The sequence below is a fragment of the Corynebacterium sp. BF-R-2 genome (assembly GCF_024586525.1).
In the GTDB taxonomy this organism is placed as follows: Bacteria; Actinomycetota; Actinomycetes; order Mycobacteriales; family Mycobacteriaceae; genus Corynebacterium; species Corynebacterium singulare.
In genome coordinates, this window is record NZ_JAMFTP010000008.1 from 44,163 (window position 1) to 60,365 (window position 16,203).

Sequence of the window (16,203 nt, forward strand, 5' to 3'; positions counted from 1 at the left end):
TTAGCGCTGGCAATTAGGCGTTGAGCTTGCGGTAATCAAAGACGGTATCGATGAGACCATACTCCACTGCCTCCTGGGCGGTGAGGATCTTGTCACGGTCGGTATCGATGCGGACCTGCTCTGCGGTCTTGCCGGTGTGCTCAGCCAAGGTCTGCTCCATGAGACGGCGCATACGCTCGATCTCGTTAGCCTCGATCTCAAGGTCCGAGACCTGGCCTTGGGTGCCCTGGGTGCGCGGCTGGTGAATCAGCACGCGGGAGTTCGGAAGGGCAGCACGCTTGCCCGGAGCACCAGCGGCCAGCAACACTGCGGCAGCCGAGGCCGCCTGGCCCAGGCACACGGTCTGCACGTCCGGGCGAACGTAGCGCATGGTGTCATAGATGGCCATCAGGGCGGTGAAAGAACCACCCGGGGAATTAATGTACATCGTGATATCGCGGTCCGGGTCCTGAGACTCCAGAACCAGCAGCTGCGCCATGATGTCGTTGGCGGAGGTGTCATCGACCTGGGTGCCCAGGAAGATGATGCGCTCCTCAAACAGCTTGGAGTACGGGTTGGTGGTCTTGGATCCCTGCGCGTTCTGCTCAATAAACTCCGGCAGAACGTAGCGGGAAGAAGGCATCTGAAGGTTAGACATTGTAATAAGGCTCCTTGTTCCCTAGTTGCTGATAGGACCGTTGACGGACTCGATGACGTGGTCGACGATTCCATACTCCTTGGCCTGCTGGGCGGTGAACCAGCGGTCACGGTCAGAGTCCTTGGTGATCTGCTCGAAGGTCTGGCCGGTGTGCTCAGCGATGAGCTCAGCCATCTCACGCTTGGTCTGCGCGAACTGCTCAGCCTGGATGGCGATGTCAGCTGCGGTACCACCGACACCAGCGGAAGGCTGGTGCATCATGATGCGCGCGTGCGGCAGAGCGTAGCGCTTGCCCTTGGTGCCGCCGGAGAGAAGGAACTGACCCATGGAGGCAGCCAGGCCCATGCCATACGTAGCCACATCGCACGGCGAGTACTTCATCGTGTCGTAGATGGCCATGCCCGCAGTGACAGAGCCACCCGGCGAATTGATATAAAGCGAAATGTCGCGAGTGGGGTCCTCGGCAGACAGCAGGAGGATCTGGGCGCAAAGCTTGTTCGCAATCTCATCATCGACCTGGGTTCCCAGGAAGATAATGCGCTCGCGCAACAGCCGCTCGTACACGCTATCGCTCAGATTCATACCCGTAGACGACGAGTTCATTGAAATCTTCTCAGACATTAGTGGTTCTCCTTCAAGTGAAGAATGCTTTAACTGGCCCCACCTTACCGGCATTCCTCTCAAACTTGGCCTCTGTTCGCTATGAGCGTTGGGGCACAGCGCCAAAGGCACATACGGAAGCTGGGTTAACATTTACTCATGTCTGTTTCTGAGCTGTCCACCAGTACCCAGAACTATTTGAAAGCTATCTGGGGGCTAAAGGAATGGTCATCCGAGCCCGTTACCGCCACACTTATAGCGAAACAGCTGGGACTCAAGCTCTCCTCGGTTTCCGATGCAGTGCGCAAAATGGCGAAGCAAGGGCTCGTGTCACACACGCCCTATGGCTCTGTGGAGTTAACCGAACTTGGCAGGCAGTACGCATTGGTCATGGTGCGCCGTCACCGATTGCTTGAGTCTTTTTTGGTTCAAGCATTGGGCTACACCTGGGACGAAGTCCATGATGAAGCCGAAAATCTCGAACACGCGGTGTCTGACATGCTCATAGAACGTGTGGATAAGTTCCTTGATTACCCCACTAGGGATCCGCACGGCGATCCTATCCCTACGGTTGACGGACAGATCACAATCCCCAGTGCGCATCGCCTCACCGACAGCGGTGCACAATCGCAGGTGACCGTGGAACGCATTTCTGATTCCGACCCACAACTGCTGAAGTTCCTTGAAGAGCGCGGCATTGTCACTGGGGCTGTTCTTAGCACGCGCGAGGGAGCGCCCTTTTCAGATTCTCTCGAAATACAGGTGGCCGGCAGCACTCAGTGGGTAGTACTTGGACGCCCAGCTACCGACGCAGTGTTTGTAGCACACCACAACCTTTAGACCTTCCCCTTTGCATTAATCCTGCTCTCACCTGCCCTTTTCAAAACTACGTTAGACCGTAGTTGCAACTACGGCATTGCGTAGTTAGTCTTTTCGAATATCACCTATCCCACTTATGGCTAAGGCCAGGATGAGCAGGATTGCCATGTCAGACTCACCAGATTTGGTGTACTTTTCCAGCGTTTCAGAAAACACGAAAAGATTCGTCGAACGCTTAGATAGACCCGCGGTGCGCATTCCACTGCGCCCCAAGAAAACCGGGATGATCCAGGTATCACACCCGTACGTACTCATCGTTCCCACCTACGGCGGCGGCTCGCTCAAACGCGCAGTCCCCAAACAGGTCATCGACTTCCTCAATGACCCAATCAACCGCTCCTTTATCCGGGGCGTTATTACCTCAGGGAATACCAACTTCGGAAGTGCTTACTGCGTCGCCGGACGCATCATTTCCGCCAAGTGCCACGTACCGGAGCTGTATCACTTCGAGCTTCTCGGCACCCAGAGAGACATTGCCGCCGTAAAGCAGGGCCTTCACAAGTTTTGGGAGCAGCAAAAGCAGCTAACGATGACACCCCATTAATCCCCCACAAGATGAAGAACACATCCGCATCACACAGATTGGAAAACACAATGTGGCCTCTCGATGCCACCCCCACACAGACTAATGGCGCTACGCCCCGCACCGCTTCAGCAGACAATGCCGGCGGTGTCGGCAAGCGCAAGAGCTACCACGCACTCAACGCGCAGCTGAACTTGTTCGACGCTTCTGGAAAAATCCAGTTTGACAAGGACATTCAGGCAGCACAAGACTATGTCACGCACCATGTCGCTCCCCGCATGCATCAGTTCGATTCCACCAAGCAACGCTTGGAATGGTTGGTTGATAATGAGTACTACGAGCGGGATTTCCTTGAGCTTTATGATGACGCCTTTCTGTGCGCCATGTATGACAGAGCTCATCGAGCTAAGCACCAGTTCCGCACCTTCCTCGGCGCATTTAAGTTCTTCACTTCATATGCACTGAAAACCTTTGATGGCTCCCGATTCCTAGAAGGCTACGAAGAACGCGTCGCCACCACAGCTTTATACCTTGCACAGGGCGACGAAGAGCTCGCAGAAAAGCTGGTGGATGACATCATGACCGGACGCTTCCAGCCCGCCACCCCTACTTTTCTCAACGCAGGCAAAGCCCAGCGCGGCGAAATGGTCTCCTGCTTCCTCCTGCGAATCGAAGACAATTTGGAGAGCATTGGCCGCTGCGTGAACTCTGCACTGCAACTATCAAAGCGCGGTGGTGGAGTGGCCCTGTTGCTGAGCAATCTGCGCGAATCCGGAGCCCCGATCAAAAAGATTGAGAACCAGGCTTCCGGCGTAGTCCCAGTCATGAAGATTCTCGAAGATAGCTTCAGCTATGCCAACCAATTGGGCGCCCGGCAGGGCGCTGGAGCCGTCTACCTGCATGCGCACCATCCAGATATTCTTCGCTTCCTGGATACCAAGCGGGAAAATGCCGATGAGAAAGTCCGCATCAAGACTCTTTCGCTGGGGGTTGTTATTCCAGATATAACCTTCCGGCTGGCCAAAGAGAACAAGGATATGCATCTTTTTAGCCCGTATGACATCGCTCGCGAGTACGGCGTAGCCATGTCTGACATGTCCATCACCGAGTACTACGACGAGCTGGTTGCCAATCCGCGAATCTCTCACACGACCATTAAGGCCCGCGAGTTTTTCACCACGCTGGCTGAGCTTCAGTTTGAATCCGGATACCCCTACATCCTCTTTGAAGATACGGTCAACCGCGCTAATCCCCTCAAAGGACATATCAATATGTCCAACCTGTGTAGCGAAATCCTCCAGGTCAACACGCCATCGACCTACGGAGCTTCGGGTGACTACACCACCGTTGGCCAGGATATTTCCTGCAATCTAGGTTCGCTTAACATTGCGAAGGCTTTTGAATCGCCGGACTTCGGGGAGACCGTCGAAACCGCAGTGCGTGCCCTCACGAAGGTGTCAGACCTGACGAATATCGAAGCTGTTCCCTCCATCGCTCACGGAAATGCTTCCATGCATGCCATTGGTCTGGGCCAAATGAATCTCCACGGCTTTCTTGCTTCACAGCGTATTCCTTATGGCTGCGCCGAGGCACTGGACTTTACAAATATCTATTTCCTCACGGTGACCTACCATGCGCTCCGCGCATCCCATGCACTCGCGGTTGAAAAAGGTCAACGATTCACAGGCTTTGAAGAATCCACCTATGCCACTGGCGCCTACTTTGACAAATACATCGACCAAGACTGGGCGCCAGCCACTGAACACGTAAAACAGCTCTTCCATGAAGCAGGCGTGCAGATTCCTCAACGCGAGGATTGGCTACGGCTCAAGAATCAAGTGATGCGCGACGGCATCTACAACGCCTACTTGCAGGCAGTTCCACCCACTGGATCAATTTCCTACATCAATGACTCCACCGCGTCCATCCACCCAATTGCCTCCAAAATTGAAATACGCAAGGAGGGCCGCTTGGGGCGCGTGTACTACCCCGCGCCGGAAATGACCAACGACAACCTGGAGTATTTCGATGACTCCTACGCCGTGGGATACGAAAAAATCATCGACACCTACGCCATGGCCACCCAACACGTGGACCAAGGGCTTTCCCTGACCTTGTTCTTTACCGCTGATACCACCACGCGGGACATCAACAAGGCACAAATCTATGCCTGGAAAGCCGGAATCAAGACCCTCTACTACATCCGTTTACGCCAATCCGCGCTCCAAGGAACCGAGGTCGAAGGCTGCGTCTCCTGTGCTTTGTAGGAGCACGGTCCTCCCCCTTGTCCACAACCATTCACTCAGAAAGAAAGAAGCTATGTCTTCAACATCGAATAGTGCTGAACTAACTAGCATTTCAGTTACTCCGCCGAGCTACCGGCATGATCCTTCAGCCCGCATCCGCGCCATCAATTGGAACCGCGTGAGCGATGACAAGGATCTTGAAGTGTGGAACCGTCTCACCGCCAACTTTTGGTTGCCAGAGAAGGTCCCGCTTTCTAATGATCTCCCGGCGTGGCAGAAGATGACACCCGAGGAACGCAACCTCACCATGCGGGTGTTCACGGGACTCACCACCCTGGATACTGTCCAGGCCACCGTGGGTGAAATCTGTCAGATTCAAGATGCCCGCACCGAACACGAGGAGGCCGTGTATACCAATATCGCCTTCATGCAGTCAGTCCATGCCCGTTCATACTCTTCAGTGTTTTCTACCCTGAGCAGTACAAAGGAAATTGATGAAGCATACCGCTGGGCGGTGAATAACGACCTTCTCCAGGCACGCGCCAAGAAAGTGCTCGCGCACTATTTTGGGCCGGATCCACTCAAACGCAAGGTGTCATCGACGCTGCTTTCCTCGCTGCTTCTCTACGCGGGTTTCTATCTTCCCTTGCACTTTTCTGTCCACGCCACCCTGACAAATACGGCAGACATGATTCGCCTCATTCTGCGTGACAAGGCAGTGCACGGCTACTACTCGGGTTACAAATATCAGCGCGGTCTGGAATCCACGACCCCGCTACGGCAGAAGGAGATGCATGATTTCACCATTTCTTTGCTCGAAGAGCTTTATGCACTAGAGCTGGACTATTCCGGCGAGCTATATGAGCCTTTGGGACTCATGGATGATGTAGCCGTGTTCGTTCGCTATAACGCCAATAAGGCACTCATGAATTTGGGCTACCCGGATTATTTCCCGCCCGAAGAAACGGAAGTGAACCCAGAAATCCTCGCGGCCCTAGCCCCCGGAGCAGATGAGAACCATGACTTCTTCTCCGGATCTGGTTCCTCCTATGTCATTGGTACTGCTGAAGAAACGAGTGATGATGACTGGGATTTCTAAACCTTTTCCGCGACCAGACCAAGGAAGCTGGCTTGAGACCATCGCGCTTTTTGAAGCCATCCGCGAAGGAAACCAACCCGCAGCCATGCGGCTGTTGAATACATCCGCCGCACGAGAGGCCGTCCTCGGGGGGCTTCTAGGACTCATCGAACTGTACTTCCGCCATGAAGAAGGAGACAAAGTAGATGGCTTCCTCACCGCCGCCCACGCTGCCGGCCCACCACCGGCCTTTGGCTGCAAGCCTTTTCTCCCTTGACCACGTCTCCCTACACCCAACTAAGAAAGAAGGTTTACCATGACCACCCCACGTATCAGCGTTATCGTCGGCAGCCTGCGCCGAGAGTCATTTGCACGCAAGATTGCACACGAGGTGCTCACGATGATCCCTGAAGGCTACGAGGCAAACATCGTGGAAATCCGTGACTTGCCGCTCTATGACTTCGACTACGATGACCCCGCCGTCACGGACAAGCCCACTCCGGCTGAGTACACCACCTTTCGCGAGACCATCAAGAACTCGAGCGGGATCCTCTTCATTACGCCAGAGAACAACCGCACTATCCCTGCCTGCCTCAAAAACGCAGTGGACATCGGCTCTAAGCCCAACTCAGATGTGGCGTGGAAGAACCTTCCCGCAGGTATCATTAGCCACTCTGTAGGCCGCATGGGCGGCTACAGTTCACAGAAGAACCTTCGCCTCGCCCTGTCCTACTTCGATATGCCGCTCCCTGGTCAGCCCGAAGTATTTCTGGGCCAATCCCCCACCCTTTTCGAAGAGTCCGGACATCTCAATCAACGTACCGCAGACTTTGTCAAGGATTACGTTATGCGCTTCCTGCAGTTGACCGACGAGGCCTTTAGAGCCAAGAACGGCTAGCGGTATCCCCAGCCAACACACATCACGCCCTCTACGAAGTACTCAAAGACTCCTAGAGGGCGTTCACAATGACACAAACCCCGGATTCAGGCTCATCCTTGAGTTACCTGAATCCGGGGTTTCATGCGCGCTCGCCACCACACATGTGGCAGCAGCGCGTTACAAGCGGGAGATTACTTCTCCTCGGAAGCTTCTGCAGCGTCCTCTTCTTCGATTTCACCGAAGTACTGGTCAACGTCAACCTTGTTGCCCTCTTCATCGGTGACCTCGGCACGGCAGATGGCCATAGCCAGGGCCTTGCCGCGGCGAACGTCAGAGAACAGGTTGCCCAGCTGGTTGCTGGACTGCAGCTGCTGGATGAACTGGTTCGGGTCCATGCCGTAGGACTGGGCGGTGAACAGGATGTGGTCGGTCAGCTCCTGCTGGGACACCTCCGGCTCCTCAACCTCAGCCAGGGAGTCGAGGAAGAGCTGAGTACGCACGGACTCTTCAGCGGACTTGCGGGCCTCAGCGTCGAACTCCTCACGGGTGGTGCCCTGTGCCTCGAGCAGCTGTGCCAGAGCCTTCTCGTCGTGAGCCATCTGGCCCATGACCTGGTGCAGCTGGGCGTGGACCTGCTCATCAACGATGGAGGTCGGCAGCTCGAAGGACACCTCGTCGAGAGCGGCCTTCAGGACCTCATCGCGAATGTTGGCAGCCTGCTCGGACTTCTTGGTCTCCTCGACGCGAGTCTTGGTGTTCTCACGCAGCTCGTCCATGGTGTCGAACTCGGACGCCATCTGAGCAAACTCGTCGTCGAGTTCCGGAAGCTTGCGCTCCTTGGTCTGCTGGACGTGGACCTTGACGGTGGCTTCGTCGCCCTCGTGCTCACCGGACTGGATGGTGGTGGTGAACTCGTTGTCCTCATCGGTCTTCATGCCGCGCAGAGCGGTGTCGAGGCCCTTGATGAGGTTGTCATCACCGATGCGGTAGGTCATGCCCTCGTGGGATGCTTCCTCCAGCTTGGTGCCGTCAACCTCGGTGGTGATGTCGATGACAGCGAAGTCACCGGTCTTCATCTTGCGCTTGGTGTCCTTGAGCTCACCGAAGCGCTCAGCAAGATCCTCGAGCGCCTTGTCGACGTCCTCATCGGAGATCTCGAGGGCCGGAACCTTTACAGCAATCTTGGAGAAGTCCGGAACCTCAAACTCCGGACGAACGTCTACCTCAGCGGTGAACTCGACGAAGTCGTTGTCCTCCAGCTTGGCGATGTCAATTTCCGGCTGACCGATAACCTTGAGTTCATTTTCCTCAACGGCCTGCTCGTAGCGGGAGGGCAGCATGTCGTTGACAACCTGCTCGAGGATGGGGCCGCGGCCGAAGCGGGCGTCGATAAGCTGGCGCGGCGCCTTGCCCTTACGGAAACCAGGGATGGAAACCTGCTGCGCGATCGCCGCGTAGGCCTGTGCAATTTCCTTGTCCAGCTCAGCGAACGGAACGTTGACGGTGAGCTTGACGCGGGTATCGCTCAGCTTGTCTACGGTGGTCTTCACGAGAAACTCTCCTGATTGTGAATCGTCTAAAAATGTAATTAAGGGGCCTGGATGTATGTCCAGGCCCCCATACGTCGGGGCGACAGGATTTGAACCTGCGACCCCCTGCTCCCAAAGCAGGTGCGCTACCAAGCTGCGCCACGCCCCGTATGGAAAGCCTCTACGTTCGCCATGACTCTATGGTGTGGAGCCCGCCGCACGCAGCTGCGCTTCATACTGGGGCTAGTGTACCGATAGGCGCTTTACTATCCCAACACCGGCCCCAATTTAACTGTATTCCCCCAGTTCAGAGGGCACTTGCATGTTAGAAGTCGAAGTCGAAATCAAACATGCCACCATCTCCCCCATCGCCGCCAAAGAGGCCATCGAAGAGACCACCGTCGTCGCCGCCAGCATCCCCCATATCGCCGCCAGCATCGGCCATGTCGCCGCCAGCATCCCCCATGTCGCCGCCCCAGTCGCCACTTTCGGCCGCTGCGGCGGAGTAACCCACGCCGGCCATGCCGGCGAACATGGCGTTAAACATCATGGAGTAGCCCACCATCCACACGCCGGTGGTCAGCGCGTCAGCCCACCACGGGCGCGAGTACCAGCCGGCCGGAACCGGGCGTCCTGCAACGACACCGCCTGGGTAGTAGTTCGGAGTCTGCGCCGAGGCGCTTGGCGACGCCGTCAGTGTCTCCCCATTGGCCTCCACCGTCCGAGTCTCCGTCACCTTGCCTGCCTGCCGCTGGCCTTCCAGCGGTGGCAGCTCGGGGCCCGGATCCATGCCCATGATTTCGCGCGCGGCCGCCACATAGTACAGGCCTTCCAGCGCGGATTCGCGTGCCAGATGCGCCTGTTTTGCGGTAGTGGCCTGAGAAATCGCGGAGTTTGCGGCAGTAAAGCGCTCAGATGCATCCGCCATAGCTTGCTGAGAAGCGGTATCCGTTCCGCTGACGTTCATCACCTGGCCGCCGAGGCGCTCAGTCCAGCGGCGCGCATCGGCTATCGCGTCCTCAAAGCGCTGGGATTCTCGCAGCTCCTGCTGTTTCTTTCCGTTTCGCGAGGACAGGAACCAGGCACCGCCACCGACGACGATGATGAGGAGCAACAAGGGGCTCACGTGTGCATCACTTCCATCACAAAATTGGTTTGTATTCTCACCCACATTAACGCCTCAGCCCCTGCTCTAGTTCCCGTTTTCGCATACTGGCGGGTGTGCGCTAAAGTAGGTTCCGCACCGATTCACGCGCCCAGCGCGTCGAGTTTCGGGGTTGTGGGAATGTCGTATAGTGGCTAATACCTCAGCCTTCCAAGCTGAAGACGCGGGTTCGATTCCCGTCATTCCCTCCAAGAAAAAGCCGCACTGACCACCTATTTTAGGTATCAGTGCGGCTTTGCTCATTTTTTAATTCGCATGCCGGCTGCTCGCCTGTCTGGATGACCGCGTCGTGTGAATTTACCACCGTCCAGTGTAACGATGGGGGGTAGTACTGAAACGACGAAACTCTCAAACGATTCCCCAAGGAAGCACCAAAGAGCATGTCCCAGCAAGATAGAAACGCGGGTTTCAATACCTCTTTCGGCTACTTAAGCGTCGAAGCTACGCTTCTCGTTCTTATCCCCCTTATGACGCAGAAAAATAAAGAACACGATCCCTACTATTACCAACAGAATGATTAATGGCAATAGCTCAAATATGCCAAAGCTCATTTCCCCTCCTATGGTTTCATCTCAATGCACGCCCAGGGAGAAGTTTTCCCGTTTATGGGGGCAAGGAGATTTTGGATCACAAAAGCCCCGCCACCCTGCCTGCGCGTAATGTGCCTGAAAGCCGGGCCCGGCGTCTGCGCTAACGCGCCACAATCCCTCAAGCTGTCACCGCCGACAAAAGTGCGACCGATAATGCTTTAACCCTCAGCATAGTTCTCTCCCTATCTTCGGACGTATCAAGCAAGGTTCAATTGATATTGGCTTTCAGTATAAGGAAGGTACTCCAGCCTCACAATCAAACATTAAAGAATATTGACAACCCCACCATATAGGTGGTGTGTATCACAAAGTCGACCGCCCTTCCCGTATTTATCCGGTCTCTTCCGGGGCATTGGAGACACTTTTTCCTATTGCCTCTGTTTCTCTACTTCTACACGGAAGGGGCCTGACCCCCCGGAAAATCGTGGACACGTAGTGGAGCTACCTAGTGGTTAGGCTGCGATTTCTTTTCTGTTAGTGGTTGAACTGGTGTAGTTCTCAAAGTCGACAGGGCTGACCATACCGAGGGCTCCAGTGTCGGCGTCGACGGTTGTAGACGACTTCAATCCAGTAGGCAACGGCCTTGCGTACGGCATTCGAGCAGCCAGTCTGGAAAGAACGCGCCGTGGCGCAGCACCGGTACTGCCACATCGATCGTGCCGACACGGGTGTCAAAGTCGTGGTGGTTGACCCTTTCAGTGCAGGCGATGCCATATTCGGTGCCGCAGACGACGTCAACCTGAGCAGAGAGGATCTGGTTGATAAACCCTTGCAGCATCTGGCGCATCAAATCCGGAGAAGCATGGGCAAGCAGATCATCCTAATAGGTCGCCGAGTCGATAGAATGCGATACACAATCATCGTCAAGTGCATTTCGGTGAGACGTGGTAGTTGAGTCGAAGGGTTACCTGACGGTGACCGCCCCACTATTTCCCGGGCCCACCATCAGCAACCGGTACACCACACTAAAGGACGCAACCAATGATACGTTTCGATCACCTCACTATCTTGACAACTAATTTCAAAGAATCCTGGGACTTTTATCGGACTTTACCGGAAGCCAAGGTGAGTTCACCAAATAATGAAGGATATTTTGAAGTTTCTTTCCATGAAAGTGTAATCGGGGTATTTCAGTTGGAACAGTTCGCCGAAACTACGAAAACTTGTCCCGTTAAATCTGGTGGTGCGATTATTCAATTTTTGGTTGAGGATGTGGATGAATATTGGAATAAATTACCGGCCGCACACCAGCAAAGTGGATCATCGCCCCGAAAAATGCCCTGGCACTCCTACTCCGGATATATCTCCGATCCAGACGGCAACATATTGGAGTTCTACAAGTGGTAAAAAAGAACTCTCTACTCCGTGAAAACCCATTGTTTTTCAGATTTTGGCTTTCGCGGCTTATATCTGTTGTGGGTTCAACATCAACGCGGATTGCAATTCCGCTTGAAGTCCTTAGGATTACAGAATCTGCCAGCCTATCAGCCCTCGTTACAACGGTAGCCTTAGCACCAATACTGATTTTTGGAATACCCGCCGGCGCCATTGCAGATCATCGATCACGAGTACCCATTATGAAAGCTGCTGAACTTGCCTCGGCAGTCATTACGGCCTTACTTGCCGTAATCCTCCTTTCGCTAGGATTTTTTTCACCGGTATTACTCATATCGGTCACACTACTGTCGATATTTGCCGTCTTTTTCGATGCGTGTAGCTTCGGACTTCTTCCTGAGCTTGTCCCCAAAGAACGCCTGGGGCAGGCGAATGGACTACTTTACGGAAATAAAACGGTCATCTCTCTACTAGGACCTGTTATAGCAGGGTTTCTTTACACGCAGTTTGGCCTTGTTTTCGTTCTTTTCGTTAATTCGGCAACGTTTTTGGTATCAACTTTTCTGCTCTTTTCCTTGCCGAAAGATAGTTCCTCCAATGAAAAAATGAGACACACCCTGCAGTCGATGCCAAAAAGCATGATTGAAGGACTGAATATCATTTGGCGCTCACCTCTCTTACGCTACTTAGTAAGTTCAGGTGCAGCTTCCGGTGTTGCAGGCGGAGCCTTGAGCGCTTGTATGACAATTATTGCAGTCGAGAGATTTCGAGGAGGCGGAGAACTAGTCGGTTTATTTGTCTCTGCTATTGGCGCGGGAGCCTTCTTAGCTTCACTCCTACTTTCGTTCCTGTCCGAACGGTTTCCCCAAAACCAAATAACACTGATTACAATGCCCCTTGCTGTTCTGAGCTTCTTCGGAGTCGCACTCGCTCCAACGTCGCCAATAATGACTCTATGTTGCTTTGCATGGGGGTCCTGCTACACAACTCTAATTGTTAATAATGTTACGATTCGACAATCAATTCTCCCTGATCATTTGCAATCAAGAGTAAACTCAACAGCAAGGACAATAGCTTGGGGCGGAGAGCCGATCGGGGCCGGACTCTCAGCACTTCTGCTCAAATTCAGCAGCGACCAGGCAACGCTTTTAATCATTTCTGTCCCCTTTATTATCACGGCCGTTATGGCACCTTTTACCCCACTCAGAAAACGGGTTCTAGAATCTATTACCTAAATCATCCAAAACTATTTTTCGATTCTAGCATCTGGTACAACTACCACAAACATCCTTTGTAATATTGGGAAATTATTCTCTAATAGAGAGTTGTCCGACTTCTAAAACCACAAATTACTCTCGGAGGTTCTTTTGTTCTTATCCGACCCTGAAAAATTATCACTTGAATCAGCCCAGAGAGCAATACCAAGAACAACGCCTGCGATACCTGAAATCGCTTCGAAGCTAGCTTTCTTTTCCGAAGTGTCCTTTGGTGGAAACTTCAACTCCCCGCTTCACACGATTCTCGAACGTCGTGCTTCCTTTCGCGACCTTAGCGGAGAGCTTCCTTTCGAGGCAATCAAACGTATATTGAATACATTGACCATTTCATCTGCCAACGGAAAAGGCCGGCCCGGCGTACCAACTACCGGAGGCTTGAATGCGCAAAAACTGTTGTGCATCATCACCAACGTTAATGATTTATATCCCGGTGTTTATGAGGTTAACTGGGACACTAGTGTCCTACAACAGCTCGAAGACCTAACTCCAGAGAGCAAGGCTTTTCTCTCAAAAGTTTCTAGCTACCTTGGGTTATCCGACACTTTTCCTGCGGCAGTAATGCTTTGTTTGGCCGATTGGCAGCGCATTAGTGGAGTGTATGAAGGTGGCACTCTTGTTAGTGGAGTACTGGACGCCGGAGTTATATTGGCCAATCTATATCTTTCATCATCCGAGGCTGGAGTAGGCTGTTGCGCCGTGTCAGCTCTTGACGATGGCCCCTTTCTTGACTCCCTCGGGCTTAACAATGAGCGTTGGGGGCACGTAGTGACCTTTGCGCTTGGGAAGCCTACCTAGAGCCAGCATCTCCGAACAGAAATTGCCAGGCATGCTGAGCTTTGGTTCGAACGTTGAAAACACAACACACCTTAGTCGGTTTTGGTTTCCTAGCTCGTATCGAGTGGGTTTGTAGATATCAAGCCGCAAGGCAAATGAGCTCTGGCCCCCATAGGGGCCATCTTTTTGTTTCAAGGGTGATGTTTGAATAACGGGGTTATAGGGAACTCTCGTAGGCCTTCACTTTTCCTTTTCTGCACGGATGACTATCCTCTGCGTAGAGTGGGCCGCATGACTGTACCCAATATCGCACTCAACGATGGCAACACTATCCCCCAGCTCGGCTTCGGCGTCTTCAAGGTTGACCCTGAGAAGACCGAAGAGCTGGTCCTCGAAGCCCTCAAGGTGGGCTACCGCCACATCGACACCGCAGCTATCTACGGCAACGAGGAAGGCGTGGGCCGTGCGATTGCCGCGTCCGGCATCCCGCGCGAGGAGCTCTTCATCACCACGAAGCTGTGGAATGACCGCCAAACCGATGCGGCCGCTGCACTCGATGAATCTCTGGACAAGTTGGGCCTCGACTACGTGGATCTCTACCTCATCCACTGGCCGTGCCCAGAAAATGACACCTATGTGGAGGCGTGGAAGCAGCTCATCGAGTTGAAGAAGGCTGGCAAGACTAAGTCCATTGGTGTTTCCAACTTCGAACTTGAGCACCTAGAAAAGCTGGAAACCCAAACAGATGAAACCCCCGTGGTTAACCAGGTGGAGCTGCACCCCTACCTGCAGCGTTGGCGCGAGCTCGACGCCTTCCGCGCTCACAAGGTGAAGATCGAGGCGTGGGACCCGCTGGGCCAGGGCAAGACCGACCTATTTGAGCTGCCGGAAATCACCGAGCCTGCCGAGAAGTACGGCGTCTCCCCCGCCCAGGTGATTATTCGTTGGCACCTGCAAAATGACGTCATCGTGTTCCCGAAGTCCGAAAACCCGGATCGCATTGCGCAAAACTTCGACGTTTTCGGCTTCGAGCTTGATGAATCCGAGATGGCTGCCATCACCGATCTCGACCTCGGGGAAGAGGGCCGCGGCGGCAGCCACCCCAAGGAAATGAACTACTAAGCCTCCGGCAGCTCTGGCGGAATGTTGGTGCGCTCGTATTCGGCAAGAATGTCGATGCGGCGCTGGTGGCGCTCGGCGCGGGACCACTCCTGATCCAGGAAGGCATCCACGATAGCCAGCGCCTCCTCCTCGGAGTGCATGCGGCCGCCAATGCCGATGAGCTGAGCATTATTGTGCTCGCGGGCCAAGCGGGCGGTCTCGGGGGACCAGGCAAGCGCGCAACGTGCGCCCTTGACCTTGTTAGCAGCAATCTGCTCACCGTTTCCGGAGCCGCCAAGCACGATGCCGAGCGAGCCCGGATCATTGACGGTCCGCAGGGCGGCCTCGATGCAGAACGCCGGGTAGTCATCCTCGGCGTCGTACTCATGGGCACCGCAGTCAATAACGTCGTGGCCCTGCTTCTTCAGGTGTTCAGCGATGATGTTCTTCATCTCGAAACCTGCGTGGTCTGCTCCTAAATAAACGCGCATGCCCCACATCTTAGCGGGCAGGACGACTGCCCGCTGTGCCCCGCTATTAATAGCGTGCGTTTGCTACGCTCGGGGCCGCTCACACAAAAGAGGAGATTCTCATGCCCATGACAAGACGCGTGGCCGCCCTGTACCTCATAGCTTTTCTCATCGGCGCCGGCTTGTTCGCCGCAAATTTCTTCACGGAACGCAGCTTCCTCCTTCCCCTGGTCCTGGCGATCGTGATGACCGCAGCTCACCTCGGGGTGGGCGCATGGTGGATAGCCCAGAAGCCACGCCGTGCGGCCGGGATTACCGCCGGTGTGCTGGCACTCCTCGCAGGCGCTTCCTGGGCTACGTGGGTAGCCGCCGCGTGGGAGGAGTTTCAAGCGCAGGCCTCCCTCCCGATTATCAACGTTGCGGGGCTCCCCGCCTTCGCGCTTAGCCCGGTGGTCCTCATCTGCGTCGCCGTAGCGGCGATGCAGAATCGAGCTCGCTAAACCTGCGGGGCTTCCGTACGGGAGCGCTTGAGCTCGAAGAAGTACGGGAACTGGGCAAGCCGCACGGAGGCGTCGAAAAGCTCGCCGGCTTCCTCACCGGTAGGAACACGGGTAATCACTGGGCCGAAGAAGGCGGTATCGCCGAACTTCACCACTGGGGTACCCACTTCATCGCCGACCTCGGAGATACCACGGTTGTGGAACTCGGTGAGCTTCTCATCCATCTCCTCAGTGTTGGCTACGGAGGCGAAGGCGGCGGGGAGGGAGGCGTCGGAAAGCGCCTGCTCAATGATGGAATCGTAGGCGCCGTAGCCCTTCTTGCCACCCTGGCCTTCGGTGTGGATGCGGGTGCCCATCGCGGTGTAGAAGGCATCGACCTTCTCTGGGGCTTCCACGGCAATCTTGGCCGCCACGCGCGCCGGGCCCCAGTTCGCCTCCATCATCTTCATGTACTCCGGATCGAGGTCACGGCCCTTGTTGAGCACGGACAGGGACATCGGCTCGAAGGTCACCTCGATATCGCGGACCTTCTCCACTTCCTTAATCCAGCGCGAGGTCAGCCACGCGAAGGGGCAGGAGCAGTCGAACCAGAACGTGACGGATTGAGCCATAGTAAATC

Annotated in this window: 17 protein-coding genes, 2 tRNA genes and 1 pseudogene; 12 read left to right on the forward strand and 8 right to left on the reverse strand. The window is 54.8% G+C overall.

Annotation, left to right across the window (positions count from 1 at the left end; translation table 11 throughout):
* Positions 1–13: 13 nt before the first annotated feature.
* Together M5J09_RS06820 and M5J09_RS06825 are read right to left on the reverse strand one after the other, a co-directional pair.
* Entirely contained in the window at positions 14–637 is a 624-nt protein-coding gene (locus M5J09_RS06820) for an ATP-dependent Clp protease proteolytic subunit (protein ID WP_257157374.1), read from the reverse strand.
* 21 nt (positions 638–658) lie between these two features.
* Positions 659–1,258 carry an ATP-dependent Clp protease proteolytic subunit gene (locus tag M5J09_RS06825; RefSeq protein WP_042531994.1) on the reverse strand — a complete coding sequence of 200 codons (600 nt, stop codon included), beginning with the start codon at positions 1,256–1,258 and terminating at the stop codon, positions 659–661.
* A 138-nt stretch (positions 1,259–1,396) separates the two neighbouring features.
* Here M5J09_RS06825 and M5J09_RS06830 point away from each other — a divergent pair, with 138 nt between their 5' ends.
* The 6 genes from M5J09_RS06830 (at position 1,397) to M5J09_RS06855 (ending at position 6,861) form a co-directional block, all read left to right on the forward strand.
* The gene (locus M5J09_RS06830; RefSeq protein ID WP_042531996.1) at positions 1,397–2,077 is read left to right on the forward strand and encodes a metal-dependent transcriptional regulator; all 681 of its coding nucleotides are present in this window, start codon (positions 1,397–1,399) and stop codon (positions 2,075–2,077) included.
* A gap of 115 nt (positions 2,078–2,192) precedes the next feature.
* Complete coding sequence (nrdI, locus tag M5J09_RS06835; protein WP_257157375.1) at positions 2,193–2,660, forward strand: class Ib ribonucleoside-diphosphate reductase assembly flavoprotein NrdI; 468 nt, start codon at positions 2,193–2,195, stop codon at positions 2,658–2,660.
* Positions 2,661–2,710: 50 nt separating this feature from the next.
* Positions 2,711–4,906 (forward strand): class 1b ribonucleoside-diphosphate reductase subunit alpha, encoded by a 2,196-nt coding sequence (gene nrdE, locus M5J09_RS06840; protein ID WP_042531998.1) that lies wholly within the window; start codon positions 2,711–2,713, stop codon positions 4,904–4,906.
* A gap of 52 nt (positions 4,907–4,958) precedes the next feature.
* Positions 4,959–5,984, forward strand: coding sequence for a class 1b ribonucleoside-diphosphate reductase subunit beta (nrdF, locus tag M5J09_RS06845; RefSeq protein ID WP_023020918.1), 1,026 nt, complete (start codon positions 4,959–4,961; stop codon positions 5,982–5,984).
* Positions 5,968–6,240: a hypothetical protein gene (locus tag M5J09_RS06850; RefSeq protein ID WP_034655492.1), complete on the forward strand. Its 273-nt coding sequence runs from the start codon at positions 5,968–5,970 to the stop codon at positions 6,238–6,240. The genes nrdF and M5J09_RS06850 overlap by 17 nt, the downstream gene beginning before the upstream one ends.
* A 39-nt stretch (positions 6,241–6,279) precedes the next feature.
* Positions 6,280–6,861 (forward strand): NADPH-dependent FMN reductase, encoded by a 582-nt coding sequence (locus M5J09_RS06855; RefSeq protein WP_005324045.1) that lies wholly within the window; start codon positions 6,280–6,282, stop codon positions 6,859–6,861.
* 173 nt (positions 6,862–7,034) lie between these two features.
* Here M5J09_RS06855 and tig read toward each other — a convergent pair whose 3' ends face one another.
* The 3 genes from tig to M5J09_RS06870 all read right to left on the reverse strand — a co-directional run bounded on the left by tig (position 7,035) and on the right by M5J09_RS06870 (position 9,498).
* On the reverse strand, positions 7,035–8,393 hold the full coding sequence (gene tig / locus M5J09_RS06860; RefSeq protein ID WP_042532001.1) for a trigger factor: 1,359 nt from the start codon (positions 8,391–8,393) through the stop codon (positions 7,035–7,037).
* A gap of 74 nt (positions 8,394–8,467) precedes the next feature.
* Positions 8,468–8,541 (reverse strand) — tRNA-Pro (locus tag M5J09_RS06865).
* Between the two features lie 156 nt (positions 8,542–8,697).
* Positions 8,698–9,498, reverse strand: coding sequence for a DUF1542 domain-containing protein (locus tag M5J09_RS06870; RefSeq protein WP_257157376.1), 801 nt, complete (start codon positions 9,496–9,498; stop codon positions 8,698–8,700).
* Between the two features lie 155 nt (positions 9,499–9,653).
* On the opposite strand from M5J09_RS06870, the gene M5J09_RS06875 reads away from it, so the two are divergent.
* A tRNA-Gly gene (locus tag M5J09_RS06875) sits at positions 9,654–9,728 on the forward strand.
* 982 nt (positions 9,729–10,710) lie between these two features.
* Here M5J09_RS06875 and M5J09_RS06880 read toward each other — a convergent pair.
* Positions 10,711–10,941 (reverse strand): annotated as a pseudogene (locus M5J09_RS06880) (transposase); the annotation flags it as partial.
* Positions 10,942–11,108: 167 nt separating this feature from the next.
* Here M5J09_RS06880 and M5J09_RS06885 point away from each other — a divergent pair.
* The 4 genes from M5J09_RS06885 to M5J09_RS06900 all read left to right on the forward strand — a co-directional run bounded on the left by M5J09_RS06885 (position 11,109) and on the right by M5J09_RS06900 (position 14,635).
* Positions 11,109–11,474 carry a VOC family protein gene (locus tag M5J09_RS06885; protein ID WP_257157377.1) on the forward strand — a complete coding sequence of 122 codons (366 nt, stop codon included), beginning with the start codon at positions 11,109–11,111 and terminating at the stop codon, positions 11,472–11,474.
* Positions 11,468–12,697 (forward strand): MFS transporter, encoded by a 1,230-nt coding sequence (locus M5J09_RS06890; protein WP_257157378.1) that lies wholly within the window; start codon positions 11,468–11,470, stop codon positions 12,695–12,697. Before M5J09_RS06885 ends, M5J09_RS06890 begins: the two co-directional genes overlap by 7 nt.
* Positions 12,698–12,829: 132 nt before the next feature.
* On the forward strand, positions 12,830–13,534 hold the full coding sequence (locus tag M5J09_RS06895) for a nitroreductase family protein (protein WP_257157379.1): 705 nt from the start codon (positions 12,830–12,832) through the stop codon (positions 13,532–13,534).
* A gap of 270 nt (positions 13,535–13,804) precedes the next feature.
* Positions 13,805–14,635 carry an aldo/keto reductase gene (locus M5J09_RS06900; RefSeq protein WP_257157380.1) on the forward strand — a complete coding sequence of 277 codons (831 nt, stop codon included), beginning with the start codon at positions 13,805–13,807 and terminating at the stop codon, positions 14,633–14,635.
* On the opposite strand, the gene M5J09_RS06905 is transcribed toward M5J09_RS06900, so the two are convergent.
* Positions 14,632–15,105 (reverse strand): ribose-5-phosphate isomerase, encoded by a 474-nt coding sequence (locus M5J09_RS06905; RefSeq protein ID WP_046647313.1) that lies wholly within the window; start codon positions 15,103–15,105, stop codon positions 14,632–14,634. The genes M5J09_RS06900 and M5J09_RS06905 overlap by 4 nt on opposite strands.
* Before the next feature lie 101 nt (positions 15,106–15,206).
* Between M5J09_RS06905 and M5J09_RS06910 the strand changes: the two genes are divergently transcribed.
* The gene (locus M5J09_RS06910) at positions 15,207–15,584 is read left to right on the forward strand and encodes an MFS transporter (protein WP_186302115.1); all 378 of its coding nucleotides are present in this window, start codon (positions 15,207–15,209) and stop codon (positions 15,582–15,584) included.
* Here the strand turns inward: M5J09_RS06910 and M5J09_RS06915 are convergent.
* Positions 15,581–16,195: a DsbA family protein gene (locus M5J09_RS06915; protein ID WP_257157381.1), complete on the reverse strand. Its 615-nt coding sequence runs from the start codon at positions 16,193–16,195 to the stop codon at positions 15,581–15,583. The genes M5J09_RS06910 and M5J09_RS06915 overlap by 4 nt on opposite strands.
* Positions 16,196–16,203: the final 8 nt, after the last annotated feature.

What these genes read in the sequence shown, in the direction of transcription:
- nrdI (WP_257157375.1), top strand. Translation starts at nt 2,193, where the DNA reads ATGGCTAAGGCCAGGATGAGCAGGATTGCCATGTCAGACTCACCAGAT.
- M5J09_RS06850 (WP_034655492.1), top strand. Translation starts at nt 5,968, where the DNA reads ATGACTGGGATTTCTAAACCTTTTCCGCGACCAGACCAAGGAAGCTGG.
- M5J09_RS06915 (WP_257157381.1), bottom strand. Translation starts at nt 16,195, where the DNA reads ATGGCTCAATCCGTCACGTTCTGGTTCGACTGCTCCTGCCCCTTCGCG.
- nrdE (WP_042531998.1), top strand. Translation starts at nt 2,711, where the DNA reads ATGTGGCCTCTCGATGCCACCCCCACACAGACTAATGGCGCTACGCCC.
- M5J09_RS06830 (WP_042531996.1), top strand. Translation starts at nt 1,397, where the DNA reads ATGTCTGTTTCTGAGCTGTCCACCAGTACCCAGAACTATTTGAAAGCT.
- M5J09_RS06910 (WP_186302115.1), top strand. Translation starts at nt 15,207, where the DNA reads ATGCCCATGACAAGACGCGTGGCCGCCCTGTACCTCATAGCTTTTCTC.
- M5J09_RS06825 (WP_042531994.1), bottom strand. Translation starts at nt 1,258, where the DNA reads ATGTCTGAGAAGATTTCAATGAACTCGTCGTCTACGGGTATGAATCTG.
- M5J09_RS06900 (WP_257157380.1), top strand. Translation starts at nt 13,805, where the DNA reads ATGACTGTACCCAATATCGCACTCAACGATGGCAACACTATCCCCCAG.
- M5J09_RS06905 (WP_046647313.1), bottom strand. Translation starts at nt 15,105, where the DNA reads ATGCGCGTTTATTTAGGAGCAGACCACGCAGGTTTCGAGATGAAGAAC.
- M5J09_RS06885 (WP_257157377.1), top strand. Translation starts at nt 11,109, where the DNA reads ATGATACGTTTCGATCACCTCACTATCTTGACAACTAATTTCAAAGAA.
- M5J09_RS06855 (WP_005324045.1), top strand. Translation starts at nt 6,280, where the DNA reads ATGACCACCCCACGTATCAGCGTTATCGTCGGCAGCCTGCGCCGAGAG.
- nrdF (WP_023020918.1), top strand. Translation starts at nt 4,959, where the DNA reads ATGTCTTCAACATCGAATAGTGCTGAACTAACTAGCATTTCAGTTACT.
- M5J09_RS06820 (WP_257157374.1), bottom strand. Translation starts at nt 637, where the DNA reads ATGTCTAACCTTCAGATGCCTTCTTCCCGCTACGTTCTGCCGGAGTTT.